This window comes from Pseudomonas profundi (assembly GCF_008638305.1).
Lineage (GTDB): Bacteria > Pseudomonadota > Gammaproteobacteria > Pseudomonadales > Pseudomonadaceae > Halopseudomonas > Halopseudomonas profundi.
Window position 1 is genome coordinate 223,874 of the sequence record NZ_VTPZ01000001.1, and the last position, 24,013, is coordinate 247,886.

General features: G+C 58.6%; 20 protein-coding genes. 6 read left to right on the top strand and 14 right to left on the bottom strand.

The annotated features are described in order from the left end of the window. Positions 1 to 29: 29 nt before the first annotated feature. Positions 30 to 3,515 carry a transcription-repair coupling factor gene (mfd, locus tag FZE95_RS01110; protein WP_150298966.1) on the top strand — a complete coding sequence of 1,162 codons (3,486 nt, stop codon included), beginning with the start codon at positions 30 to 32 and terminating at the stop codon, positions 3,513 to 3,515. Next, a complete protein-coding gene (locus FZE95_RS01115; RefSeq protein WP_150298967.1) occupies positions 3,512 to 4,066 on the top strand; it encodes a CsiV family protein in 555 nt (184 codons plus the stop codon). Before mfd ends, FZE95_RS01115 begins: the two co-directional genes overlap by 4 nt. Positions 4,067 to 4,978: 912 nt before the next feature. On the opposite strand, the gene FZE95_RS01120 is transcribed toward FZE95_RS01115, so the two are convergent. The 4 genes from FZE95_RS01120 to FZE95_RS01135 all read right to left on the bottom strand — a co-directional run bounded on the left by FZE95_RS01120 (position 4,979) and on the right by FZE95_RS01135 (position 8,007). After that, positions 4,979 to 5,719 carry an S-methyl-5'-thioinosine phosphorylase gene (locus FZE95_RS01120; protein ID WP_150298968.1) on the bottom strand — a complete coding sequence of 247 codons (741 nt, stop codon included), beginning with the start codon at positions 5,717 to 5,719 and terminating at the stop codon, positions 4,979 to 4,981. Then, positions 5,719 to 6,705, bottom strand: a complete 987-nt coding sequence (nagZ, locus tag FZE95_RS01125; protein ID WP_150299335.1) for a beta-N-acetylhexosaminidase — start codon at positions 6,703 to 6,705, stop codon at positions 5,719 to 5,721. Before nagZ ends, FZE95_RS01120 begins: the two co-directional genes overlap by 1 nt. A 76-nt stretch (positions 6,706 to 6,781) precedes the next feature. Next, the gene (locus tag FZE95_RS01130; RefSeq protein ID WP_150298969.1) at positions 6,782 to 7,267 is read right to left on the bottom strand and encodes a L,D-transpeptidase; all 486 of its coding nucleotides are present in this window, start codon (positions 7,265 to 7,267) and stop codon (positions 6,782 to 6,784) included. A 56-nt stretch (positions 7,268 to 7,323) separates the two neighbouring features. Beyond that, complete coding sequence (locus FZE95_RS01135; RefSeq protein ID WP_150298970.1) at positions 7,324 to 8,007, bottom strand: TetR/AcrR family transcriptional regulator; 684 nt, start codon at positions 8,005 to 8,007, stop codon at positions 7,324 to 7,326. A gap of 217 nt (positions 8,008 to 8,224) precedes the next feature. Here FZE95_RS01135 and lexA point away from each other — a divergent pair, with 217 nt between their 5' ends. Next, on the top strand, positions 8,225 to 8,833 hold the full coding sequence (lexA, locus tag FZE95_RS01140; protein WP_150298971.1) for a transcriptional repressor LexA: 609 nt from the start codon (positions 8,225 to 8,227) through the stop codon (positions 8,831 to 8,833). A gap of 29 nt (positions 8,834 to 8,862) precedes the next feature. Next, complete coding sequence (locus FZE95_RS01145; protein WP_150298972.1) at positions 8,863 to 9,366, top strand: SulA-like leucine-rich domain-containing protein; 504 nt, start codon at positions 8,863 to 8,865, stop codon at positions 9,364 to 9,366. A 27-nt stretch (positions 9,367 to 9,393) separates the two neighbouring features. On the opposite strand, the gene FZE95_RS01150 is transcribed toward FZE95_RS01145, so the two are convergent. From FZE95_RS01150 to FZE95_RS01180, 7 genes are all read right to left on the bottom strand, one after another. Continuing rightward, positions 9,394 to 9,627, bottom strand: a complete 234-nt coding sequence (locus FZE95_RS01150; RefSeq protein ID WP_150298973.1) for a hypothetical protein — start codon at positions 9,625 to 9,627, stop codon at positions 9,394 to 9,396. 111 nt (positions 9,628 to 9,738) lie between these two features. Next, entirely contained in the window at positions 9,739 to 10,248 is a 510-nt protein-coding gene (locus tag FZE95_RS01155; protein WP_150298974.1) for a DUF6586 family protein, read from the bottom strand. Positions 10,249 to 10,250: 2 nt separating this feature from the next. Further along, entirely contained in the window at positions 10,251 to 12,878 is a 2,628-nt protein-coding gene (gene topA, locus FZE95_RS01160; protein WP_150298975.1) for a type I DNA topoisomerase, read from the bottom strand. Between the two features lie 101 nt (positions 12,879 to 12,979). Then, positions 12,980 to 13,198 carry a DUF1653 domain-containing protein gene (locus FZE95_RS01165; RefSeq protein ID WP_150298976.1) on the bottom strand — a complete coding sequence of 73 codons (219 nt, stop codon included), beginning with the start codon at positions 13,196 to 13,198 and terminating at the stop codon, positions 12,980 to 12,982. A 68-nt stretch (positions 13,199 to 13,266) separates the two neighbouring features. Next, entirely contained in the window at positions 13,267 to 14,442 is a 1,176-nt protein-coding gene (fadA, locus tag FZE95_RS01170) for an acetyl-CoA C-acyltransferase FadA (protein ID WP_150298977.1), read from the bottom strand. Between the two features lie 27 nt (positions 14,443 to 14,469). Next, positions 14,470 to 16,617, bottom strand: coding sequence for a fatty acid oxidation complex subunit alpha FadB (gene fadB, locus FZE95_RS01175; protein ID WP_150298978.1), 2,148 nt, complete (start codon positions 16,615 to 16,617; stop codon positions 14,470 to 14,472). A gap of 326 nt (positions 16,618 to 16,943) precedes the next feature. Next, positions 16,944 to 17,381 carry a hypothetical protein gene (locus FZE95_RS01180; protein ID WP_150298979.1) on the bottom strand — a complete coding sequence of 146 codons (438 nt, stop codon included), beginning with the start codon at positions 17,379 to 17,381 and terminating at the stop codon, positions 16,944 to 16,946. A 140-nt stretch (positions 17,382 to 17,521) separates the two neighbouring features. Between FZE95_RS01180 and FZE95_RS01185 the strand changes: the two genes are divergently transcribed. After that, positions 17,522 to 17,968, top strand: a complete 447-nt coding sequence (locus FZE95_RS01185) for a universal stress protein (protein WP_150298980.1) — start codon at positions 17,522 to 17,524, stop codon at positions 17,966 to 17,968. Positions 17,969 to 18,019: 51 nt separating this feature from the next. On the opposite strand, the gene FZE95_RS01190 is transcribed toward FZE95_RS01185, so the two are convergent. Further along, positions 18,020 to 19,942 carry an ATP-binding cassette domain-containing protein gene (locus tag FZE95_RS01190; RefSeq protein WP_150298981.1) on the bottom strand — a complete coding sequence of 641 codons (1,923 nt, stop codon included), beginning with the start codon at positions 19,940 to 19,942 and terminating at the stop codon, positions 18,020 to 18,022. A 452-nt stretch (positions 19,943 to 20,394) separates the two neighbouring features. On the opposite strand from FZE95_RS01190, the gene FZE95_RS01195 reads away from it, so the two are divergent. Continuing rightward, positions 20,395 to 22,221: a transglycosylase SLT domain-containing protein gene (locus FZE95_RS01195; protein WP_223824920.1), complete on the top strand. Its 1,827-nt coding sequence runs from the start codon at positions 20,395 to 20,397 to the stop codon at positions 22,219 to 22,221. Positions 22,222 to 22,289: 68 nt separating this feature from the next. On the opposite strand, the gene FZE95_RS01200 is transcribed toward FZE95_RS01195, so the two are convergent. Further along, positions 22,290 to 23,222 (bottom strand): chemotaxis protein CheV, encoded by a 933-nt coding sequence (locus FZE95_RS01200; RefSeq protein ID WP_150298983.1) that lies wholly within the window; start codon positions 23,220 to 23,222, stop codon positions 22,290 to 22,292. A 95-nt stretch (positions 23,223 to 23,317) separates the two neighbouring features. Next, positions 23,318 to 23,902, bottom strand: a complete 585-nt coding sequence (gene nfuA, locus FZE95_RS01205) for a Fe-S biogenesis protein NfuA (RefSeq protein ID WP_150298984.1) — start codon at positions 23,900 to 23,902, stop codon at positions 23,318 to 23,320. Between the last annotated feature and the right edge of the window lie 111 nt (positions 23,903 to 24,013).

Below are 24,013 nucleotides of genomic sequence, written 5' to 3' on the forward strand. Positions count from 1 at the left end.
ACTAGCGCTTTTCCTGATGGACCCCAAGCATGCCCGGCAGTCAGACGATATTACCCCTCGAAAAGTTCAACGTTAATAGTGGCAAAGTTGCATGGGGCCGGCTGGACGGCGCAGCGCGCGCGCTGGCCATTGCAGAAGCAGCGAGCCGGCACCAGGGCCTGAGCCTGGTGATAACGCGCGATACGGCAATGGCGGATCGCCTCGACCGTGAGCTGCGTTTCTTTGCGCCCCATTTGCCGGTACTCACTTTTCCTGACTGGGAAACCCTGCCCTATGATCGCTTCTCGCCGCACCAGGACATTATTTCCCAGCGTCTGAAAACCCTTTATCAACTGCCGCAGGTCAATCAGGGGATTCTCGTCGTCCCCATGACTACCCTGCTCCACCGCATTCCGCCGCGTCCGTTCCTGGGCGGCTCGGTGCTGATGATGGAAACCGGCCAGCAGCTCGATATCGATCGCATGCGCATGAACCTTGATGCAGCCGGTTACCGCTGTGTGGACACAGTTTACGAGCACGGCGACTACGCTGTGCGCGGTGCACTGCTGGATCTGTTTCCGATGGGCAGCAAACTGCCCTACCGAATTGACCTGTTCGACGACGAAATCGAGACGCTTCGCACCTTCGATCCGGAAACCCAGCGCTCGATCGACAAGGTGGAGCGGATCCACCTGCTTCCAGCCCGCGAATTCCCGCTGGACAAGTCTGCCCTCACCGGCTTTCGCGCACGCTTTCGTGAACGCTTCGAAATTGATCATCGCAAGGTGCCGCTGTACCAGGACATGTCCGAAGGCTTGATCCCGCCAGGCATCGAATATTATCTGCCGCTGTTCTTCGAAGAACTCGGCACACTGTTCGACTATCTGCCCGAGAACACCCTGCTGTTTAGCGAGCCGGGCATCGAAGCGAGCGCCGAGCAGTTCTGGAATGACGTACGCGTACGCCATCAGGATCAGAGCCTGGATCCGACCCGACCTCTGCTTCCGCCCGCTGAGCTGTTTCTCACCGTAGAAGACTGCTTCGCCCAGGTTAAAGGTTATCCCCGGGTTGTCTGCCACACCGAAGAGCTGGAACCCGGCGCCGGACGCAGCAACCTGCCCTGTCAGCCGCCACCGGAGTTGCCGCTGGACAACAAACGCGAGCGCCCCCTGGCAGAGCTGGAAACCTTCCTGAACGGCTTCTCTGGCCGCGTATTGTTCGCTGCCGATTCCGCCGGGCGCCGTGAAGCGCTGCTTGAGCTACTGTCTCGCATCGACATCAAACCGGAACAGTTCGAAACCTGGCATGGGTTCGTTCAAGCGGGGAGCGTAATCGGCATCATCGTAGCGCCGGTTGATCAGGGGCTCGTCGTCGATGCTCCTGCAGTCGCGCTGATATCCGAAACGCAGCTGTTCGGCAAACGTGTCATGCAGCGCAGGCGTCGTGGCAAAGTTACCGACCTGGGTGACGCGGTCATCCGCAACCTCACCGAGCTGCGCGAAGGCGCTCCGGTGGTGCATATCGATCACGGTGTCGGACGCTATTGCGGCCTGGTCAACCTGACGGTTGAGGATCAGGAAGCCGAGTTTCTCAAGCTGCTCTACGCCGACGAAGCGACGCTGTATGTGCCGGTATCGAACCTGCACCTGATTGCCCGCTATACCGGCTCCGAAGACGAGAACGCACCGCTGCATCGGCTGGGTTCCGAGCAATGGCAAAAATCCAAACGCAAGGCGGCCGAGCAGGTACGTGATGTAGCGGCCGAATTGCTCGATGTCTACGCTCGACGGGCAGCGCGCAAGGGCTTCAGTTTCAGCGAGCCAGAGCATGACTATGAGGCGTTCGCTGACACCTTCCCGTTTGAGGAAACCGCTGATCAGCAGGCGGCCATCGAGGCCGTCATCAGTGATATGACCGGCGGCCAGCCAATGGATCGCCTGGTCTGCGGCGACGTCGGCTTCGGCAAGACCGAAGTCGCCATGCGGGCTGCGTTTGTTGCGGTACATAGCGGCAAACAGGTAGCGGTGCTGGTACCCACAACGCTGCTGGCTCAGCAACATTTCAACAGCTTCAGCGACCGCTTCGCCGACTGGCCCGTCAAGGTCGAGGTCATGTCGCGTTTCAAGTCCGCGAAGGAGATGAAGTCAGCGGTCGCCGAACTCGGCGAAGGCAAGGTCGACATCATGATCGGCACGCACAAGCTGCTGCAGGAAGACATCAGGTTCAAGGATCTGGGTCTGGTGATTATTGATGAAGAGCACCGCTTCGGTGTGCGCCAGAAGGAAAGACTCAAGAAGCTGCGCAGCGAAGTGGACATCCTGACCCTCACAGCCACCCCGATCCCGCGTACGCTGAACATGGCCATGTCCGGCATGCGGGACCTGTCGATCATTGCTACGCCACCAGCACGCCGTTTGTCTGTAAAGACCTTCGTCATGCAGCAACAGCCAGCCGTGCTCAAGGAGGCGATCCTCCGCGAACTGCTGCGTGGTGGGCAGATCTACTATCTGCACAACGAAGTGCAGACCATCGAGAAATGCGCTGCCGACCTGGCTGAGCTGGTGCCTGAAGCGCGTATTGGCGTGAGCCATGGCCAGATGCCGGAGCGTGCGTTGGAGCAGGTGATGCGCGATTTCTATCACCGCCGCTTCAACATCCTCGTCACGACGACCATCATCGAGACCGGTATCGACGTCCCCAGCGCCAATACAATCATCATCGAACGCGCGGACAAATTCGGCCTGGCGCAACTGCATCAGTTGCGTGGCCGCGTCGGCCGCAGCCATCACCAGGCCTACGCCTACCTGCTCACCCCCGCCGGCAGGAAAGTCACTGGCGATGCGGAAAAGCGTCTGGAGGCCATTGCCATGGCTCAGGATCTGGGTGCCGGCTTCACCCTGGCAACCCATGACCTGGAAATACGCGGCGCAGGTGAACTGCTTGGTGACGGGCAAAGCGGCCAGATCCAAGCGGTTGGCTTCACGCTCTACATGGATATGCTGGAACGCGCAGTCAAGGCAATCCAGAACGGCAAGGAACCCTCGCTGGAGCAACCGCTCGGTGGCGGACCGGATATAAATTTGCGTCTCCCGGCGCTGATACCGGACGATTACCTGCCTGACGTTCACGCGCGATTGATTCTCTACAAACGCATCGCCAATGCCAACGACGAAGACGCATTACGCGATCTGCAAGTAGAAATGATAGATCGCTTCGGCCTGCTGCCTGCCCCGGTCAAGAGCCTGTTCCGGATAACCTCGCTCAAACTGCGCTGCGAGCCGCTAGGCATCTGCAAGGTAGATGTGGGCGCGGAGCACGGCAGGCTCGAATTTGCGGCCGAAACCTCAGTTGATCCACTGGTGCTGGTGCGCCTGATACAGGACAATCCGCAGCGATATCGACTGGAAGGCGCGACAATGTTTCGCTTCAGCGCGCCAATGGCCAACGCTGAGCTGCGGCTCAACACAGTCGAAGCGCTTATTGAACGGCTTGAGAAACCGCCAGCCGAACCGCAAGCCAAAGGAAAACGCAAATGACCAGACCCGCCTCTCCCCTGCATGCTCTGCTGTTCCTGCTGCTGTTCAGCGTGACATCGCTGGCCAGCGCGCAGGATTACATCGTCGAAGTCGTGTTATTTACTCAGCCTGGCAGCGGCATCGTCGAGGGCCCCGGACCCGAGCTGGACTGGAAATCGGACGCCGCAGAACTGGACAGCACCACCCGCAGCAATGTGCGCCCTATCGACGAGTCCCGCCATCGCCTGGCCAACGAGGCGCGAAAACTGTCCGCCCAGGGCTCCAGGATTCTGTTTCACAAAGCCTGGACCCAGCCAGCCGGCACGCCTGTAGCGGTGACCAAGGGCGACGACCTGACCGGCTTCGATCTTTATCCGGTACAGGGCGTCGTCAGCCTGAGCCGCGCTAACACTCTGGAGGCCGACGTCGCTTTCTGGGTCAACCACGAAACAAGTTCGACGGACAGTCAACCGGTCAGCGAACGCCTGCAACAGAGCCGCCGCCTGCGCCCTGACGAGGTTCATTACCTGGATCACCAAAGCCTGGGGATGCTGATTATCGTTAGCCGCTAGGCCCGATCTGAAGTTGCTAACCAGCAAGCAATGGGCATGTTGCGGTAAGTCTGATTAGACTCAGCATGACCCAAACATCAAACTACCTGACAGCACAGCCTGGTTCCCCCCTCTGCAAAGGGGGGTTAGGGGGGATTGCCCGCGGCCCCTCACCGATTCATTCCGAAGTCAATCGCCCGCCAGCTACCAGGATTTCGCAAGACGCCGTAAACCCATCCTTGGGGGCTTGGTGAAAACATCCCTGTTTTCAACACTTGCTCTACCCTGACAGCTGGCGGGCTTGATCTCGCGTCGGTGTGAGGCAGAGTTCAAAACCCTTTTCTGGGTTTCTGCCCAGCGACTCAAATCTTCACGGCAGAGCGAGGCGACAGGGTTGCGATGACCGTTCGATGACAGGGATGTCATCACCGAGCTTACAGGGACGTACTTGCAGCGTGTCAGCGCAGCCCTGCCGGCTCGCGGAGCCCAACTCCACTTAGCCACTCGACAGTGACTTCCACGTCACCCTGGTTCGTTTACGAACTCTTGAAAGCTGCGCTGATAGGCAGGGTCCAATCGCCCGCCAGCTACCAGGATTTCGCAAGACGCCGTAAACCCATCCTTGGGGCTTGGTGAAAACATCCCTGTTTTTCAACACTTGCTCTACCCTGACAGCTGGCGGGCTTGTTCAGGCATTGGTGCGGCTGAGAGTTTGAAAACACTTAGACTGGCCATCTGGCAACGCGAATCTCCACGGCGGAGCGAGACGACAGGGCTGCGATGACCGTTCGATGACAGGGATGTCATCGCCGAGCTTACAAGAACGTACTTGCAGCGCGTCAGCGCAGCCCTGTCGGCTCGCGGAAGCTAACTCCGAACTCAAACTCATAATCGCCCGGCTCTCGCGAAAGCTATCTCGGAACACACAAAAAGTCAGGCCTCAGTGATCACGCGAGTCAGAATATTCTTGACCTGCTCCATACCATCGGCCACCACCTGCCCCATCGACTCCATACTGATCAACTCCGGATGCGTTCCGGCGGCGGGATTGACGACCAGCGCGAGACAGGCATACGGCAACCCCAGCTCACGGGCCAGAGACGCTTCCGGCATGCCGGTCATCCCCACGATATCGCAGCCATCGCGCTGAAGCCGACGTATCTCCGCTGCGGTTTCCAGACGTGGGCCCTGCGTCACCGCGTGCACGCCATGCGGGCTATGAGCAATCGACTGGCGCGCCATTACGCCGACCAGCTTCTTCCGCAGGCTTTCGTCGTAGGGATAGCTGAAGTCGATATGCGTGACCTGCTCGAGATCCACCTCGAAAAAACTGCTGTCACGCCCCCAGGTGTAATCAATCAACTGGTCAGGCACACAAAAGTGCCCCGAACCCATCGCACTGTGTATGCCGCCGACAGCGTTTACCGCGATGACTGCATCGGCACCCGCCTCTTTCAAGGCCCAGATGTTGGCTCGGTAATTGATTTTGTGAGGCGGCAGACGATGCGGATTACCATGACGAACCAGAAACAGCACTTCGCGGCCAGCCAACAAGCCTTTTATAACCGGCCCCGACGCTCGACCAAACGGAGTCGATGGATCCAGTTCGGCGGTTACCTGCAGCTCAGCCAGTTGGCTAAGCCCGGTACCACCTATGATCGCGACGCTATCCATCAGAGCAGCTCCAGGCGTTTCAGCAAGCTGGTTGCCTGCAGCCATATCGGAGACGATTTGTACTCTACGCCGGGTAGTCGACGAGCGAGCATTCGCTCAAGATTGCCCGGCGGCTGTACGCCAATCTGCTGCGCATATACCAGCGCCTGCTCGGCAGCGCCACGATCGTTGCATACCAGCAGCATATCGCAGCCAGAATGCAGCGCCGCATCGACACGCTCGCTCATCCCGCCCACCGCATGGGCGCCAGCCATGGTCAGATCATCGCTGAAGATGACACCTTCGAAAGCCATCTCGGCGCGCAGAATGTCCTGCAGCCACCGCCGCGAAAAGCCGGCTGGTAGTTCATCTACAGCGGGATACACGACGTGAGCAGGCATGATTCCGTCCAGCTGGGAGGCCAATGCTGCAAAGGGTCTCAGATCTGACGCCCGGATTTCCTCTTCCGAGCGCTCATCGACCGGTAACGCAAAATGAGAATCGGCTTCAGCCCACCCATGGCCGGGGAAATGCTTACCGGTCGCCGCCATGCCGGCCTGCCTGAGGCCGCTTATATATGCTGTGGCCAACCGGATTACCGCCTGCGGATCCCCGCCCAGCGAGCGGTTACCGATAACCGCGCTGCGCCCGTAGTCAAGATCAAGCACCGGAGCGAAACTGATATCGATTCCGCACGCAAGCATTTCCGTAGCCATGACCCAGGCCGCTGCGGCGGCTGCCTGTTCAGCGTGCTGTTCTGGTAACGCAGCCACGTCACCTAACGCTGGCAGTCGCAATACACCATTACGCAAACGCTGTACCCGCCCGCCTTCCTGATCGATAGCGATGATCATATCCGGACGCACCGCACGAATGGCTCTGACCAGCTCGCGCACTTGCACTGGCGATTCGGTATTACGGGCAAAAAGTATGATGCCGCCGACTTCCGGCTGTCTCAGTATGTCGCGGTCGGCTGCAGTCAGCCAGGTACCTGCGACGTCCAGCATCAGGGAACCTTGATTCAATCCTATTACTCCTGCCTAGCTAAGGGGTTGATGGCAGCGACCAGAACGCTGCGGGGGCTTATTCTTCAATCTGGACCTTGCAACCGACCGGAGTCATGTCGAAAAGCTCGATGATATCGCTATTGCGCAGCCGCACGCAGCCGTGTGACAAGGGTACGCCCATGGGTTGGTCATCGCCGGTACCGTGAAGATAAATGTAGCGTCGCTGAGAGTCGCAGGTACCGCCACGGTTGAAACCAGGCTGTTCGCCACACAGCCAGAGAATCCGTGAAAGAATCCAGTCCCGCTGGGGATGCTGCCTGGCCAGTTCGGGCGTCCAGATCTCGCCGGTGGGCCGCCTGCCAATAAACACGGTGCCCTGGGGCTCAGCGCCGCCGATGCGCGCGCGCACCCGATGCAGACCACGCGGCGTACACCCACTGCCATCGCGCTCGCCAGCGCCATTGACTGCGGTGGAAACCGGGAACGTGCACAGCAGCTGACCGGATGCATATCCGGTCAGCTGCTGAGAAGAAAGCGATATGTGGATCAGATCCAGTTGCATGCGCGCCCCTGCGAAAGTGCACACGATAACGGATCAGAGCATGAGAGGTAAGCCCATCAGACCGTTTCCAGGCGACCCTCGGGCACGGCTGTGCGCGCCGCCGCACTTCCGTCGGCACGCATACCGGCGGCGAGAAACGGGACCATCAGACGGAGTACACGATCCACGCTATGGTGGACGCCGAACTCATCTTCAGCGATCGCCCGCAGCGCCTTCATGCTGGACATGGTAAACGCAGCGCTTCCGAGCATGAAATGCACCCGCCAGAACAGCTCATCGGGAGGCAGCTGCGGCGCGGCCCGGTATACCAGCACCATATAGCGCTGGAATACCTTGCCGTATACCTCACCCAGATACTTGCGCAGATGGCCCTGGCTCTGACTGAAAGCCAGACCCAGCAACCGCATGAATGTGGACAGGTCATTACCGCTGCGGGGTTTGACCGTCAGAACCTGACGCACCAGCATCTCCAGCAGTTCTTCCAGGCTGGGGTCTGCCTCCTCAGCAGCCTCCTGACGGCGGTCCAGCTCCCGTTCCAGACTCGAGACGAACGGATCAAGGAACCGCACGAACACCGCTTGTATGAGCGCCTTCTTGGAACCGAAGTGATAATTCACTGCCGCCAGGTTGACCCCCGCCTTGCTGGTGATCAGCCGTAAGGAGGTTTCGGCAAAGCCCTTTTCAGCAAAAGACTGCTCAGCAGCATCGAGAATTCTTTGAACGGTATCAGAATGGGCCATCTGGTTTCCAAGGACGCCAACGTGTGTTTGAAACATACGTTTCAAACGTCGTGACTGTCAAGCATCACGGGATACGTCAGTTAAGAGAAGCCTCTGATCGAGCTACGTTTTAAACAACCTGCCCGCTCGATGCAAGCGTTTGCGCGCACGCAAGCTTGTACTAGCAGATCAACTGTATATAATCACAGCTACTGTATAAAAAAACAGGCACAACCCAATGCAAAAGCTTACCGCACGGCAGCAGCAGATCCTTTCCTTTATAAAGGATTACATGGATGCCCACGGATACCCGCCCACCCGCGCAGATATCGCCCGGGAAATCGGCTTCAAGTCGCCGAATGCCGCCGAGGACCACTTGCGCGCTCTTGCTCGCAAGGGTGCTATCGAGATGATACCCGGTGCATCCCGCGGTATTCGTTTACCTGCAGAAACTCTGAATGCTGCCGAGGATCGCTTACCGGTCATCGGCCAGGTTGCGGCTGGCGCCCCGATTCTGGCGGTCGAGAATATCGAGGACCATTGCCGGGTGGACCCTGACTTTTTCCATCCCAGGGCTGACTACCTGCTCAAGGTAAAAGGCATGAGTATGAAGGACATCGGCGTATTCGATGGCGATCTGCTGGCTGTGCATAGAACCACTGAAGCGCGCAATGGCCAGGTCGTAGTCGCGCGAATAGACGATGAAGTCACAGTAAAACGCTTCATGAAGAAAGGACGCAAGGTGTCACTCATTGCCGAAAATCCGGACTTCGCGCCGATCGACATCGATCTTGCCGAGCAGGAATTGATTATCGAAGGCTTGAGCGTCGGCGTCATACGCCGCTAACCATTTGCCGTTTACGCCAGGAGCTGACCATGCCGTACTTCCAGGAAACGCGTCTCGAACAGTCTGACCTCATCAAGAACGCCCTGCTCGCGTCTTGCTACAAGGCACCGCTGGGGTTGATAAATCAGCCGCCAGTAGCGGCGCCTACCGAGAGCAACGAGGATTCGGGATTCAGTGAGATCTGTCTGAATGGCGCTCCGCGGCAATGCATGCAATGGCTCGCACCCGTTCTGCGCGATTTGAGCCAGACCAGAACACCGCGCTGGCTGACATTGATCGACCCGCCGGAGAACCTGAGCCATAACTGGTTGCGTTCAGCGGGGCTGGACCCGAGCCAGATACTGATCGTCCGCCCGAAGCGCAGCATGGACTGCCTGACTTTCTGTTGCGAGATTCTGGCGCTGGGTAACAGTCACACGGTGGTCAGTTGGCTGACAACAGGGGCGCGGGAGGCCAATATGCTGGAAGGTGCGGCTCACAAGGGCAACTGCCGCAGCCTGAACGTGCGGCTCGACGCAGCCAGAGCTGCCTGAAGCGCGCTCGTTGTCAGGCAACAGCAGTCAGTGCAGGACCCGATCCTCAGGGATGGTATCGTCTTCTTCCATAACCTGCCCCGCCACCTGCATTCCGGCACTGATCATGGCCTTGGCAACTTCGATATAATGACCCTGCAGAAAATCCTTCGCGTCGGGCGAGAACTCGATGACCAGCAAAGGCTCACCGTCCTCGTCAGAACGTCGCAGCGCGACCTTGCCGTTGGGGAGCTCAACTATTTCGAGAAAGGGTGAAGGCATGTCTGGTCTCCTGGCTACTGGCGCGCAGTGTACCACAGGCGAGACCCGCTCCGCGTTAGGCCTGTCAGAGCCTGTCAGCAGCCCCCACAAACCGGGACCAACTGGCGGAGATTAATACTCCACCATCCCGTCACGGTAACGGCTGACCAGTTCGTTAAGCGCGCCCACCGCGTCATCAGCATCAGCCAGCGACCACTCGGCGCGAGCGGTCACGGCACTGCTTGCTATCAACGAGGCGTCCTCTGGCTTGCTGCCAGCCTGCACCGGTGGCGCGTGCAGGGCTAGCCAGCCGGCGAGCATCCTACTCAACCAGGTATCCTGTTCACGGGCCAGCTCGCTTAGCTCGGCCAGCTCCGGGCCAGGGAAACGCTTTGCCGCCTCCCCATCCAGCGCCTGTTCTACCGTGCGCAGCTCCAACAGCGGCCAACGGTAACGGTCCGCCACTTCGTGGACCATGGCCAATACCGTGCGATACAGGTGGAAAAGCACATGCTCTCGGTGATAAAGCGCCTGAGTCCGGGCGTCAAATGCCTGTGAGCCTTCCGCTTCACGCCACGCATCAAGCGCCTTGCGCGCGAAAAACAATGCCTGATTGGTTCGGGTATAGACTTCGTTAGCCATGTTCAAGCCTCTTTACGCTTGGCCTTGGTCCGTCCGTCTTCGACAACCCAGCCCTTGTCGCCGTGGAATGCGCGCCATCCGGTGGGCTTTCCGTCAACTTCGCTCTGCACATACTGCTCTTTTGTCTTGCGGCTGTAACGCACGACCGTCGGATTGCCTTCAACGTCAGCAACCGGCGCGTCCATCAGGAAGTGATACTTGGGATCGATCTCTGACTTGTGCGGCAGCAATTCCTTGACCAGTGGCGCACGTGTTTCCCTGTTCTTGGGAAATTTGCTGGCAGCCAGGAAGAGTCCGGAAGCGCCGTCACGCAGAATATAAACGTCGTCTACCTTCTCGCATTTCAGCTCCGGCATGGGCACCGGATCCATCTTCGGCGGAGCCGCTTCGCCGCTTCTCAACAGTTTACGGGTGTTCTTGCAGTCTGCGTTGGTACAGCCGAAATACTTGCCGAAGCGGCCTGTCTTGAGCTGCATTTCACTGCCGCATTTGTCGCACTCGATAACCGGGCCATCGTAGCCCTTGATCTTGAAGTGACCTTCCTCGACCTCGAAGCCGGTGCAATCGGGGTTATTACCGCACACGTGAAGTTTGCGGGTCTCGTCGACCAGATAACTGTCCATCGCTGTGGAGCAGATAGGACAACGGCGCTTGGCACGCAGAATCCGCGATTCGCCTTCTTCGTCATCAGCAGCGACTTCGTTACCGGGCACAAGATTGACGGTCTCCTTGCAACGCTCCTTCGGCGGCAGGGCGTAACCTGAGCAACCGAGGAACACACCGGTCGAGGCGGTACGAATCATCATCGGCCGACCACAGTTGGTGCAGGCAATGTCGGTCGGCGTGGGCAGATTGGCACGCATGCCCTTGCCCTCTTCAGCCGCTGCTGCTGCGCCGAGTTTCTGCCTGAAATCGGTATAAAAGTCGTCGAGAACCTGTTTCCAGGGCACATCGCCCTGGGCCACGTCATCCAGCGATTCTTCCATGCGCGCGGTAAAGCCGTAATCCATCAGATTGGGGAAGCTTTCGCTCAACCGCTCGGTGACGATATCACCCATTTTCTCGGCATAGAAACGGCGGCTGTTCAGCTCGACATAACCGCGCTCCTGAATCGTGGAAATGATCGAAGCATAGGTCGATGGCCGACCAATTCCGCGCTTTTCCAGCTCCTTGACCAGGCTTGCTTCGGCGTAGCGCGCCGGCGGCTTGGTGAAGTGCTGCTTGGGCTCTAGCTTGTTCAGCTTGAGTGCATTATCCACCTGAAGATCAGGTAGCACTTCATCTTCGCCACCCTTGCCCTGTGGCGGCATAACCCGGGTGTAACCGTCGAACTGAAGAATGCGGCCCTTGGCGCGCAGATCGAAATCACCGGCCTTGACCGTGATACTGGTAGAGAGATAACGCGCCGGCGGCATCTGGCAGGCAACGAACTGACGCCAGATCAGCTCGTACAGGCGCTCAGCGTCGCGTTCCATGCTGTTCAGGTCAGACGTCTTGGTCTTCACATCAGAGGGACGGATCGCTTCGTGGGCTTCCTGGGCGCCTTCCTTGCTGCTGTACAGATTGGGCTTTTCCGGCAGGTACTTGTCGCCGTAATTCTTTTGTATGAAGTCGCGGGCCATGGCGATGGCGTCGGCTGACAGATTCGTCGAGTCGGTACGCATATAGGTGATGTAACCGGCCTCATAGAGCCGCTGCGCCATCATCATGGTCTTCTTCACGCTGAAACCCAGGCGTGTACTGGCAGCCTGCTGCAACGTGGAGGTAATAAAAGGCGCGTTGGGTCGGGTGCTGGTCGGCTTGTCTTCGCGCTTGGCGACGCGGTAATCAGCCCCCTGCAACGCGCCCAGCGCGGTGTCGGCCTGTTCCTTGTTAAGCGGACGGAAAGCTTCGCCCTTCTCACGGACCACTTCGAAGCGCACGGCCTCGGCCTTGGGCGAATCCAGCAGAGCATGGATCTCCCAGAACTCCTCCGGAATAAATGCGCGGATTTCTCGCTCACGATCAACGATCAACTTGACCGCGACTGACTGCACCCTGCCGGCAGACAGGCCACGGGCGATCTTCTGCCACAGCAGCGGCGAGACCATATAACCCACGACCCGGTCGAGGAAGCGGCGCGCCTGCTGGGCATTGACGCGATTGATGTCCAGCTCACCGGGCTTGGAGAAGGCTTCCTGGATGGCCTTCTTGGTGATCTCGTTGAACACCACGCGCTTATAACGGGCGTCATCGCCGCCAATGGATTCGCGCAGGTGCCAGGCAATGGCTTCCCCTTCGCGGTCCAAATCCGTCGCGAGATAGATAGCGTCGGCATCCCGGGCCAGACGGCGGAGCTCATCGACCACCTTTTCCTTACCGGGGAGAATCTCGTAGTGCGCCTTCCAGCCGTTTTCCGGGTCAACGCCCATACGCTTGACCAGCTGCATGCGCGCCTTGGTCTCCTTGTCCAGCTCTGGAGCGGAGGCGGCTTTCTTACCCTTTGGTTTGCTCTCGGTCTTGCTGCTGCCACTGGTGGGCAGGTCCCGAATATGGCCAATACTCGACTTCACGATGAAGTCGTTGCCAAGGTACTTGTTGATCGTCTTGGCCTTGGCCGGAGACTCCACAATGACCAGTGCTTTTCCCATGGGTAATCGTATTCCTAACTCAATCATCTGAATTGCCCACTGCGGGCAAAGAATAACCGGCATGGCTGAAAACTGATGCCAGAGCGCCGGACGGCCAGAGCCTACACGTCTTCGCTGATAAAGGTAAAGCGTGGGATAGCCACGTCGTCAACCTGAACCTGCTCGACAAACATGCTTAGCGGCCTGACCCAAAGATCATAATTTCCGTACAAGGTGCGATATACGACCAGCTGCTCGCCGGTCTCGGAATGCTGTGCCAGACCGATGACCTGATAATCGCTACCTTTATAGTGGCGATACCGGCCGGGAATGATCTTCATCCTGCAGACTCCTGTTTCTGCAATAAAAAAGCCGGGGCAATGCCCCGGCTTGTTTGACCCACCTGGCTTCAGACGCGCTCGAAGACCGTGGTGATGCCTTGGCCGAGGCCGATGCACATGGTCGCGATACCGACGGTACCGCCCTGCTCTTTCATGACATTGAGCAGGCTGCCACAGATACGCGTACCGGAACAACCGAACGGGTGGCCCAGAGCAATCGCGCCACCATGAAGGTTGACCTTCTCTTCCATATTGTCGAGCAGTTTCAGATCTTTCAACACCGGCAGAGCCTGCGCCGCGAACGCTTCGTTCAACTCGACATACTCAATGTCGGCCATGGTCATGCCGGCACGCTTGAGAGCCTTCTGAGTCGACGGCACAGGACCGTAACCCATGATGGCCGGGTCAACGCCCGCTACAGCCATGGAGCGAATCACTGCCAGCGGCTCCATACCCAGCGCCTGAGCACGCTCGGCAGACATAACGATCATGCAGGATGCGCCGTCAGTGATCTGCGAAGAGGTGCCGGCTGTTACCGTACCGCCCTTCGGGTTGAACGCCGGACGCAGCGCCGCCAGGCTTTCGACCGTGGTTTCAGGACGGATAGTCTCGTCGGCGGTGAAGATCTTCAGGAAGCCATTCTCGTCATGGCCTTCCATCGGCAGGATCTCACGATCGAACTTGCCGTCCAGCGTCGCCTGGTGAGCCAGACGATGCGAACGCGCGCCGAACTGATCCTGCTGCTCGCGAGTGATGCCATGCATCTTGCCAAGCATTTCTGCGGTAAGGCCCATCATGCCCGAAGCCTTGGCTGCATACAGCGACAGCGCCGGGTTCGGATCAACACCGTGCATCATGCCCACGTGACCCATGTGCTCGACACCACCGACCACGAATACATCACCGTTACCGGTCATGATTGCCTGCGCGGCGGTGTGCAACGCGCTCATCGACGAACCACACAGGCGGCTGACGGTCTGCGCGGAGCTGGTGTGCGGGATCGGGGTCATCAGCGATGCCATGCGGGCGATGTTCCAGCCCTGCTCCAGGGTCTGGTTTACACAGCCCCAGATCACATCTTCGACTTCCGCCGGATCCAGCTTGGGATTGCGCTCCAGCATGCCGGTGATCAGGCTGGCTGACATGGACTCGGCACGGAAGTTACGGTACATGCCGCCCTTGGAACGGCCCATCGGGGTGCGGCCGAAGTCGACAATGACGACGTCTCTCGGATTCAGGCTCATAAATTCACTCTCGCTCTGTGCGTTCCGTTAACCGAAAAATTTCTTGCCGGCCTTGGCCATCTCACGCAACTTCTCGGTCGGGTGATACATGGCGCCAAACTCGGCGTACTTGTCGGCGATGGCAACAAACTCGGCCACGCCAATGGTGTCGATGTAGCGCAGAGCGCCGCCACGGAAGGGAGGGAACCCGATACCGTAGATCAGACCCATGTCAGCGTCGCCAGCGGACTCGACGATGCCGTCTTCCAGGCAACGTACAGTCTCGAGGCACAGCGGAACCATCATGATCTCGACGATTTCCTCGTCGGTGAACTCACGCTGCTCCAGCACGATCGGCTTGAGCAATTCATAAGCCTGGGGATCAACGACCTTCTTCTGCTTGCCTTTCTTGTCCAGCTCGTAGGCATAGAAGCCCTTGCCGGACTTCTGGCCCAGACGGCCTTCGTCATACATCACATCGACGGCGGTCCGAGTGGTATCAGCCATACGGTCCGGATAACCTTCGGCCATGACGTCACGACCATGGTGGCCCGTATCCATACCCACTACGTCCATCAGGTACGCAGGACCCATCGGCCAGCCGAATTTTTCCATCAGCTTGTCGACGCGCTGGAAATCAGCGCCCATATTGATCAGGCGAGCAAAGCCGCCGAAATACGGAAACAGCACCCGGTTCACCAGGAAGCCCGGGCAGTCGTTGACCACGATCGGCGTCTTGCCCATCTTCTTGGCATAGGCGACGGTGGTGGCGATGGCCTTTTCACTGGATTTCTCACCACGGATAACCTCAACCAGCGGCATCATGTGCACAGGGTTAAAGAAGTGCATACCGCAGAAGTTTTCCGGACGCTTGAGCGCCTGGGCCAGATAGGTAATGGAGATGGTGGAAGTGTTGGATGCAATGATCGCATCGTCCTTCACGTGACCTTCCACTTCAGCCAGCACAGCGTGCTTGACCTTCGGGTTCTCGACAACGGCCTCGACCACGATGTCGACATTACCGAAATCGCCATAGGACATGGTCGGACGGATCGCATTCAGAGCGCCAGCCATCTGCTCCGGCTTCATGCGGCCCTTGGCAACACGCTTGCCGAGTAGCTTGGACGCTTCATCCAGACCCATCTGGATGCCTTCCTCACGAATATCCTTCATCAGGATAGGCGTGCCCTTGGAAGCGGACTGGAAAGCAATACCGCCGCCCATGATACCTGCACCCAAGACAGCGGCCAGCTTCACATCGGCAGCTTGCTTGTCGTACTGCTTGGCCTTCTGCTTGAGGGCCTGATCGTTGAGGAACAGACCAACCAGGCTAGCCGCCACAGAAGTCTTGGCCAGCTTGGCAAACCCGGCAGCTTCGATTTCCAGCGCCTTGTCGCGACCGGCATTGGCAGCCTTCTGGATGGTCTTGATGGCTTCAACCGGGGCCGGGTAATGCGGGCCGGCCTGACCAGCGACAAAACCCTTGGCAGTCTCGAACGCCATCATCTGCTCGATGGTGTTGAGCTTGACCTTCTCCAGCTTGGGCTGACGCTTGGCGCGGAAATCCAGCTCACCGGACATCGCGCGCTTGCATAGATCGATAGCGCCTTCCTTCAGCTTGGCCGGAGCAACAACGGCGTCAACCGCGCGCAGGCTCAGCGCCTTGTCAGCACGCTGCTCACCGCCACCACAGATCCACTCGATGGCGTTGTCGATACCCATGATGCGCGGCGCACGCACGGTGCCGCCGAAACCAGGGTAGATACCCAGCTTGGTTTCCGGCAGGCCGACCTTGGCGGTCGAGGACATGATGCGGTAGTCACAGGCCAGACACATTTCAAAACCGCCGCCCAGCGCCATACCATTGATGGCAGCAACTGTCGGAACGTTCAGGTCTTCGAATGCATTGAAGATCTGATTGGCTTCCAGGTTGCCGGCAACGAGATCTTCCTCGGGCAACTGGAAAGTATTGACGAATTCGTTGATATCGGCGCCGACGATGAATACGTCTTTGCCGCTGGTGACAATAACGCCCTTGACGCTGGCGTCGGATTGAATGGCCTCGACGGCGGCTTGCAACTCCGCCAGGGTGGCACGATTGAACTTGTTGACAGACTCGCCCTGCAGATCGAACTTGAGTTCGACGATGCCGTCTTCAAGGGCTTGAACCGTGATGGCTTTACCTTCGTAAATCATCAACTGATCTCCACGCTATAAAAGCACTTGAGAAGCAGCGTCCAACGAGGCCGGTCCGGTTTTGACGAGCCGGGCCTGATGCAGGACGATGCCGTGAACGTTCCCGATGCGGTGAAGGCTGCGCGATACAAACACAGAAATTCATACGCTTGTTTGATTCGGGTGCGCACACCTTCGGGGAAAACCTTGCGATTGTCAATCAGCTACTGGCCAGTTGCGCTGCAACGGCAACCCAGCGAGAACAGTTTTCCTCTTCAAAGCCTTTACATTCAACGCGTTACAAGCTGTTTAGAGAAACAGGTTTACTTTCTGGACAGCGTTCCTTCTCATTCGACAGGTAATCGATGCAGAGGTTGCAGGGCGACAAAAAGCCGGTCCAGCGCCTGCGGATCCTCGGGCTCTACCCAGTATACCGTCAGCGAAAAGCTCGACCGATCCAGCCCTGACACATTAGCGGGTAACCCCGTGAGCAGACCGGCAAGATGGGGCTGGTTGTGCGACCCGAAGCGACGCTCCCAGCCCGCCTCGGTCCGCCGATAACTGAACTCTTCTTCCATCGGACACTTTTCCAGTGCGAGGCGATAGCCAACGCAACCTTCAAGCGCAGCGTCGCGGGCACTCCCCTGTTGACGCTCCACCACAAAACCCAGCTTTCGGGCATGCTCACGCAGTCGATGCAAATGCAGCTGGCGCCCGCGCGGCAGAATCTTGTGAAGCGACGAAATAAATATAGCGGCAACCAGCCCAAAGGCTATCCAGGTCATGACCCTACTCCCCCGCTACAAAGCAAGCCGCGCAGCAGGCAAACACAGAAACCGGCGCAAAACTGTCGAATAATGATAAATCCTCCGCGGATTGCGGTATAAAGGCTGCTAGTATCAGCGAAAAGCCAGGAGGAACCTGCATGCTTTACTCTCACGTGCTGGTGGCAGTGGATCTGATTGATGAATGTCGCTCGGTAGCCGACCACGCCATGTCACTCGCCAAGGCGCTGGATGCCGATTTAACGCTGTTACACGTCGTCGAACCCCTTGCCATGGCCTATGGCGGCGATGTGCCCATGGACCTGTCGATGCTGCAGCAGCAGCAATTCGAACAGGCCCGCGAGCGCATGCAGATATTTGCCGGCGATTACGGTCTACCGGAAAGCCAATTGCAAATTGCCTTCGGCCATCCGCGCCAGGAAATTCACCGCGTCGCCACCGAACAGGGGTGTGACTTGATTGTAGTCGGTAGCCACGGCCGACATGGCCTCGCCCTTCTGCTCGGATCTACCGCCAATGATGTGCTGCATGGCGCACCCTGCGATGTCATCGCGGTGCGCCTGGAAAAGAAAAAGAAAACCGGTTAAACAGCCAACCGACCGCAGCTGACTGACATGCAGACAGCTGCGCGCTACTTCTCAGCCTTGCAAGTCATCCAGCTCAGCCCAGCGTTCCAATGCGCCATCCAGTTCCGCCTGTTTGGCCGCCAGCGCGTCGATGACGGGCGCGGTCTGCTCGTGTGGCTGCTGATAAAAATCAGGGGCATTAACCTGTTGCTGAATCGCTTCCAGCTCGCTTTCCAGGCGCTCAAGCAGTTCGGGGAATGCATCAAGTTCCCGCTGTAACTTGTAGCTAAGCTTGGGTTTTTGCGCTGGCGCAGTAGCCTGAACTGGTGCCGGCGCGACCTCCTGCTCAGCTTCCATGGCTGCCTGGGTCGCAGCATCATCGCCCCACTCGGCCAATGCTTCGATCTTGCCGCCCTGGCGTAGCCAATCGGCATAACCGCCGACGTATTCCCGCACCTTACCATTGCCCTCGAAAACCAGACTGCTGGTCACCACGTTGTCCAGGAAGACCCGGTCGTGGCTCACGATCAGAACCGTACCATCGAACCCGGCAAGCACTTCTTCGAGAAGCTCAAGCGTTTCCACGTCAAGATCATTGGTTGGCTCGTCAAGCACCAGCATGTTGGCTGGCTTGCTGAACAGCCGTGCCAACAGCAGCCGCGCTCGCTCACCACCGGACAGCGCTTTGACGGGGGTCCGGGAACGTTCGGGCGAAAACAGGAAATCGCCCAGATAGCTGATGATGTGCCGGCGCTCGCCGTTGATCTCGATGAAATCGCGCCCTTCAGAAATATTGTCGATAACCGAACGCTCAAGATCGAGCTGCCCACGGAGCTGGTCGAAATAAGCCACCTCCAGACGAGTGCCGTGCTTGACTGTGCCGCTGGTGGGCTCGAGCTGGCCCAACAGCAACCTGAGCAAAGTACTCTTGCCCGAGCCGTTGTTACCAATCAGACCGATACGGTCACCGCGCAACACCACCGTACTCAGGTCGCGGATCAGCGGTCGCTGTCCCGGATACGCAAAGGAGACGTTCTCCACTTCGATAACACGCTTGCCTGACGAGTCTGCAGTTTCCAGCTGGAAACTGGCGCGCCCCTGGCGCTCGACACGCTGGGCACGCTCATCACGCATGGCCTTGAGTGCGCGAACACGACCTTCGTTACGGGTCCGCCGTGCCTTGATGCCCTGGCGAATCCAGACTTCTTCCTGCGCCAGACGTTTGTCAAACAGCGCATTGGCGCTGGCTTCGGCAGCCAGCTGCTGCTCCTTGTGTTCGAGAAAGCTGGTGTAATTGCCCTGCCAGTCGATCAACTGGCCGCGGTCCAGCTCCATGATCCGGGTCGCCAGCGCCTGGAGAAACTGCCGATCGTGAGTAATAAACAGGACCGCACCGCGGAAATCGAGCAACACCTGCTCAAGCCAGGCAATGGTATGGATATCCAGATGGTTGGTTGGCTCGTCGAGCAACAGGACGTCCGGCTCCGCCACCAGTGCCTGAGCCAACAGCACCCGGCGACGCCAGCCGCCCGACAGCTCGGACATGCGCTTTTCCGCCGGCAGCCCGAGGCGCGTGAGGGTCGTTTCTACCAGCTGATTCAGCCGCCATCCATCCTTGGCTTCGAGGCGACCCTGCACTTTTTCCAGACGCTCCAGCTCGGCTTCGCCCATCTCGCCATGTACCAGATGATGATACTCAGCAAGCAGTTCGCCGACACCCGTCAACCCTGCAGCCACCACATCGTATACCAACAGCTCGCCAGCCTCGGGCAGCTCCTGCGGCAACTGGCCGATCTTCAGGCCTGGCGCATACCAGATCTCGCCTTCATCGGCGGACTGTTCACCGTTGACCAGCTTGAACAGACTGGACTTGCCGGCGCCGTTGCGACCAATCAGGCAGGCGCGCTCGCCGCGCTCCAGCTGAAAGCTGACCTTTTGCAAGAGGGGGTTGAGGCCATAGGCCAGAGATACATCAGTAAACGAGAGCAGCGCCATATCACACCTTTTGCGGAGCGCTGAAAACCGAGCAACATGAAGCCAGGGGAGCGAAATCGAACACAGGCGGACCGGACTCGCCCAAACGGAAGGGCTGGACAGCAGGCGGTTTTTGAGCGATTCCAGCGCCGCTTGGCAGAGCGCAGGTATTTTCAGAGGATCCTTAACTTGTATTGAGGGGCATTCTACCCTTCCCGCTAGTCTGCTGCATCGCTTATTCCCGCGCCCGACCCTATGCCGACCCAGAGCAACAGGCTAAGCTGTCAGACATCGTAGTTTCCCGTTCGTACTTCCTCTGACTGCCCTTCCGGCCAGGATTCATGATGCGCTGTAACGTCCTACAAAGGCTGACAAGATTCTCCGCTTTAGTTTTGATTTTCCAAGGTTTTTTTATTACCGAAGCCGTCGCAGACAGCCGACTCGAAAGTCAGCGACAGAGTTATGACCAGGCCATGAAAGCGCTCAAACAGGGCCAGCACAGCCGCTATTTGCAGCTCAAACAAGGTCTGCGCGATTACCCCCTTTATTCCTATCTTTTGCTTGAGGAAATAAAGCAACAGGATGCGCCGGCGGATCACGAGGTCCAGGCATTTCTGGTAACGCAGGGCGACCTGCCAGCAGCGCAGGGCATAAAGAACAAGTGGCTGCAGCGTCTGGCCAAGACGGGAAAATGGGACCTGTTGCGCAAGCACTACGATACAGACAGCCAAAGCACCGAGCTGGACTGCCAGCTCACGCTACAGATGTGGCGCGAGGGTGATGCCTCGCTCGCCAGACAGAGAGCTACTGAACTGTGGACAGTTGGCCATTCGCAGCCAGACGCCTGCGACCCGCTCTTCGAAAAGTGGCGGGCCGCCGGAGGCTTGACTGAAGATGTTGCCTGGCAGCGCCTGCGGCAGGCTTTGCTTTATCGTCAGGACGCGCTGGCGCGCTATCTGGTGCGTTATCTTCCCAGCCAGACATTATTGGCTGAGCGTTTTATCGAAGCTGCGACCCAGCCTGCCCGCCTCAGTGATACTGCGCGCTTCAGGCCAGCCGTCGGCCAGCCGAGCAATCGGTTGACGGACATCGTCACCGTAGCCCTGCGCCGCATGGCGAGGGACGATCCAGCAGCCGCAATGGCGTTGTGGCCCTTCTACCGCGACTTGCCCTTCGCGGAAGAAGACCGGCTGGCGATTACCCGTGACATTGGCGTGCGCCTGGCTAAGCGGCATGATCCTCAGGCATTACCTTTCATGGCCGCCAACGATCCATCGATGGCGGATGACCAGGTCAGCGAATGGCGCATTCGCCTGGCCCTGCGCACTGGCCAGTGGCGCCAGGCGCACGCCCTTACCCAGGCGATGCCGGAATCGCTACAGCAACAGAACCGTTGGCGCTACTGGCGCGCCCGCAGCGCCCAGCTGGCATTCCCTGAACGCGATATGGCTGGCGAGTACGCCGAACTGGCCGATGAGCGCGATTTCTACGGGTTTATCGCAGCGGAACGCAGCCGCAAGCCCTACGCTCTGAATCATAAGCCCGCCGAGGTTGACCCCCGCGCCCATGCTCGTGTAAGCCAGACGGCAGGTATTCGTCGTGCGCGCGAATTCCTCGCCCGCGGTCAGATAGTCAATGCCCGGCGGGAGTGGTATCACGCAGGGCGGACCTTCAGCCGTGAAGAACTCATCGCACAGGCAGCCATGGCTCGCGATCTGGGCTGGCACTTCCCGGCTATTCGCGGCATCAGTCAGGCGCAGCACTGGGACGATCTGGATATCCGCTTCCCCCTTGCCTACCAGCAACCAATAACCCAGCAGGCCCGCGCACGGCAGCTCAATCCAACCTGGGTGTATGCCATAACCCGTCAGGAAAGCGGCTTCATGGAGGACGCGCGCTCGCATGCTGGCGCGATCGGTCTGATGCAGCTAATGCCTGGCACAGCCAGGGAAACAGCGCGGCGCTTTGGCATCGCGCTCAACAACCCCAACGATGTACTCCTGCCCGAGCGCAATATTGCGCTGGGTACGGCGTATCTGGCGCAGTTGCATGAGCAGTTCCAGGGCAACCGCGTGTTGGCTTCAGCGGCCTACAACGCCGGCCCCGGCCGCGTGCGCCAATGGACGCGCGACGTCGACAAGCTGCCGGCGGACATCTGGATAGAGAACATTCCCTTCGACGAGACGCGCCAGTACGTTCAAAGCGTGCTGAGCTATGCGGTGATCTATGGGGACAAACTGGGAATCGAGCAGCCCGTCATGAACAACGACGAGCATATGCTGAATTTTCCGGCTCGGTGAGCCATTGGAAGGTGTGGCGGCTCGGCACGCAGATGAAGCTGCGTCCGAGCCATATCGAAAGGAGTCCCTCAGTCAGGCAGGCGTTTCAGTCGTTCGCGAACCACTTCGACAAGCTGGTCGGGCTGAAACTTGGAAAGGAAGCCGTCACAACCGACCTTTTCAACCATCGCCTTGTTGAAGGTTCCGGAAAGCGACGTATGCAGCACCACGAAAAGGTCCTTGAGGCGCGGATCCTTGCGGATCTCGGCGGTCAGGCGATAACCATCCATTTCCGGCATCTCTGCATCGGTGATAACCATCAGAAGCCGATCATTGACATTGCCGCCCTCGTCGGCCCAGGCCTGCAACTGGCGGAGTGCACGTAAACCATCAGTCTGCACATGCATCTGCAGCTCCAGCTGGGAAAGTGTTTCGCGCAACTGGTTCATGCCTGTCGGGGAGTCATCTACCAGCAACACTTCACGGCCCCGCGCCTTGTTGAGCAACTCGTCATCCAGAAGCTCGTCGCTGACCCGGGTATTGAAGGGTACGATTTCCGCCAGCACCTTTTCCACGTCGATGATTTCAACCAGACGCTGGTTTTCGAGCCGCGTAATGGCTGTGAGGTAATGAGCGCGACCCGCGCCACGGGGCGGCGGCAGCACGGTGTCCCAGTTCAGATTCATGATGCGATCGACCGAGCCGACCAGAAACGCCTGAACCGACTGGTTGTACTCGGTGACAATGATGGTGCTTTCGGCGGTGACCGTCTGCGCCCGCATACCAATGGCGGCCGAGAGATCGATCACCGGAATCGCCTGCCCGCGCAAATGAATAACACCGAGCACATGCGGATGACGCTTGGGCATCTGAGTCAGCCGTGGCAACTGCAGCACTTCACGGATCTTGAACACGTTAAGCGCAAACAGCTGCGGCCCGGCCAGTCTGAACAGAAGAATCTCCAGACGATTCTCGCCTACCAGGCGTGTCCTCTGGTCTACGGTATCCAACACTCCGGCCATATTGCCCTCGTCAAATCAATCAGCTTTATGGCCCTACGCCACCAGCAGAGGATACCGCGTTACTGCGGCATTTTCAGTAGTCGACGGTCAACCGATCAGTAGTAGGCATTCTCGGTGACAGTGTGGTCCGTCACGTCACGCACTGCAGTCAGCTCTGGAATACGGGCCACCAGGGTCTTCTCGATACCCTCCTTGAGCGTCACGTCGACCATACCGCAGCCCTGACAACCGCCACCAAACTGCAAAATGGCTACGCCACCTTCTACCACGTCGACCAGCTTGACCTCCCCGCCGTGACTGGCCAGACCCGGATTGATCTCGGTCTGCAACAGATAGTTGATGCGATCATTGAGCGGGCTGTTGTCATTGACCATGGGCACCTTGGCATTCGGCGCCTTGATGGTCAGCTGCCCACCCATACGGTCGGTGGCGTAATCCACCACCGCATCTTCCAGGAAGGGCTCACTGATCGTATCGATCCAGACCCCGAATGAATCAAGCTGGAGCAGGCGATCCTCCGGCTTTTCCTCACCCGGCTTGCAGTAGGCGATGCAGGTCTCCGCATAGGGAGTACCCGGCTGGGTAATGAATACCCGGATACCAATACCGGCGGTATCCTGTTTTGCCAGCAGCTCGGCCAGATAGGCTTCAGCTGCGGAGGTAAGAGTAATGCCTGCCATGAAATGCCTCATACGCAATGGGTTCAATGGCGATAGTGTACGGGAGATGGCTGACCGGATAAAGTCCCACTGTTTTGGTAGGGTATTTCCAGGCATGACGAATGAGCTCGC

Excerpts from the sequence above, each read along its gene's own strand:
- FZE95_RS01145 (WP_150298972.1), top strand. The coding sequence starts at position 8,863 with ATGCCGTACTTCCAGGAAACGCGTCTCGAACAGTCTGACCTCATCAAG.
- FZE95_RS01180 (WP_150298979.1), bottom strand. The coding sequence starts at position 17,381 with ATGACCTGGATAGCCTTTGGGCTGGTTGCCGCTATATTTATTTCGTCG.
- fadB (WP_150298978.1), bottom strand. The coding sequence starts at position 16,617 with ATGATTTACGAAGGTAAAGCCATCACGGTTCAAGCCCTTGAAGACGGC.
- FZE95_RS01165 (WP_150298976.1), bottom strand. The coding sequence starts at position 13,198 with ATGAAGATCATTCCCGGCCGGTATCGCCACTATAAAGGTAGCGATTAT.
- topA (WP_150298975.1), bottom strand. The coding sequence starts at position 12,878 with ATGGGAAAAGCACTGGTCATTGTGGAGTCTCCGGCCAAGGCCAAGACG.
- FZE95_RS01190 (WP_150298981.1), bottom strand. The coding sequence starts at position 19,942 with ATGGCGCTGCTCTCGTTTACTGATGTATCTCTGGCCTATGGCCTCAAC.
- FZE95_RS01195 (WP_223824920.1), top strand. The coding sequence starts at position 20,395 with ATGAAAGCGCTCAAACAGGGCCAGCACAGCCGCTATTTGCAGCTCAAA.
- lexA (WP_150298971.1), top strand. The coding sequence starts at position 8,225 with ATGCAAAAGCTTACCGCACGGCAGCAGCAGATCCTTTCCTTTATAAAG.
- FZE95_RS01200 (WP_150298983.1), bottom strand. The coding sequence starts at position 23,222 with ATGGCCGGAGTGTTGGATACCGTAGACCAGAGGACACGCCTGGTAGGC.
- FZE95_RS01120 (WP_150298968.1), bottom strand. The coding sequence starts at position 5,719 with ATGGATAGCGTCGCGATCATAGGTGGTACCGGGCTTAGCCAACTGGCT.
- FZE95_RS01130 (WP_150298969.1), bottom strand. The coding sequence starts at position 7,267 with ATGCAACTGGATCTGATCCACATATCGCTTTCTTCTCAGCAGCTGACC.
- mfd (WP_150298966.1), top strand. The coding sequence starts at position 30 with ATGCCCGGCAGTCAGACGATATTACCCCTCGAAAAGTTCAACGTTAAT.
- FZE95_RS01150 (WP_150298973.1), bottom strand. The coding sequence starts at position 9,627 with ATGCCTTCACCCTTTCTCGAAATAGTTGAGCTCCCCAACGGCAAGGTC.
- nfuA (WP_150298984.1), bottom strand. The coding sequence starts at position 23,902 with ATGGCAGGCATTACTCTTACCTCCGCAGCTGAAGCCTATCTGGCCGAG.
- FZE95_RS01155 (WP_150298974.1), bottom strand. The coding sequence starts at position 10,248 with ATGGCTAACGAAGTCTATACCCGAACCAATCAGGCATTGTTTTTCGCG.
- FZE95_RS01115 (WP_150298967.1), top strand. The coding sequence starts at position 3,512 with ATGACCAGACCCGCCTCTCCCCTGCATGCTCTGCTGTTCCTGCTGCTG.
- FZE95_RS01135 (WP_150298970.1), bottom strand. The coding sequence starts at position 8,007 with ATGGCCCATTCTGATACCGTTCAAAGAATTCTCGATGCTGCTGAGCAG.
- fadA (WP_150298977.1), bottom strand. The coding sequence starts at position 14,442 with ATGAGCCTGAATCCGAGAGACGTCGTCATTGTCGACTTCGGCCGCACC.
- nagZ (WP_150299335.1), bottom strand. The coding sequence starts at position 6,705 with ATGCTGGACGTCGCAGGTACCTGGCTGACTGCAGCCGACCGCGACATA.
- FZE95_RS01185 (WP_150298980.1), top strand. The coding sequence starts at position 17,522 with ATGCTTTACTCTCACGTGCTGGTGGCAGTGGATCTGATTGATGAATGT.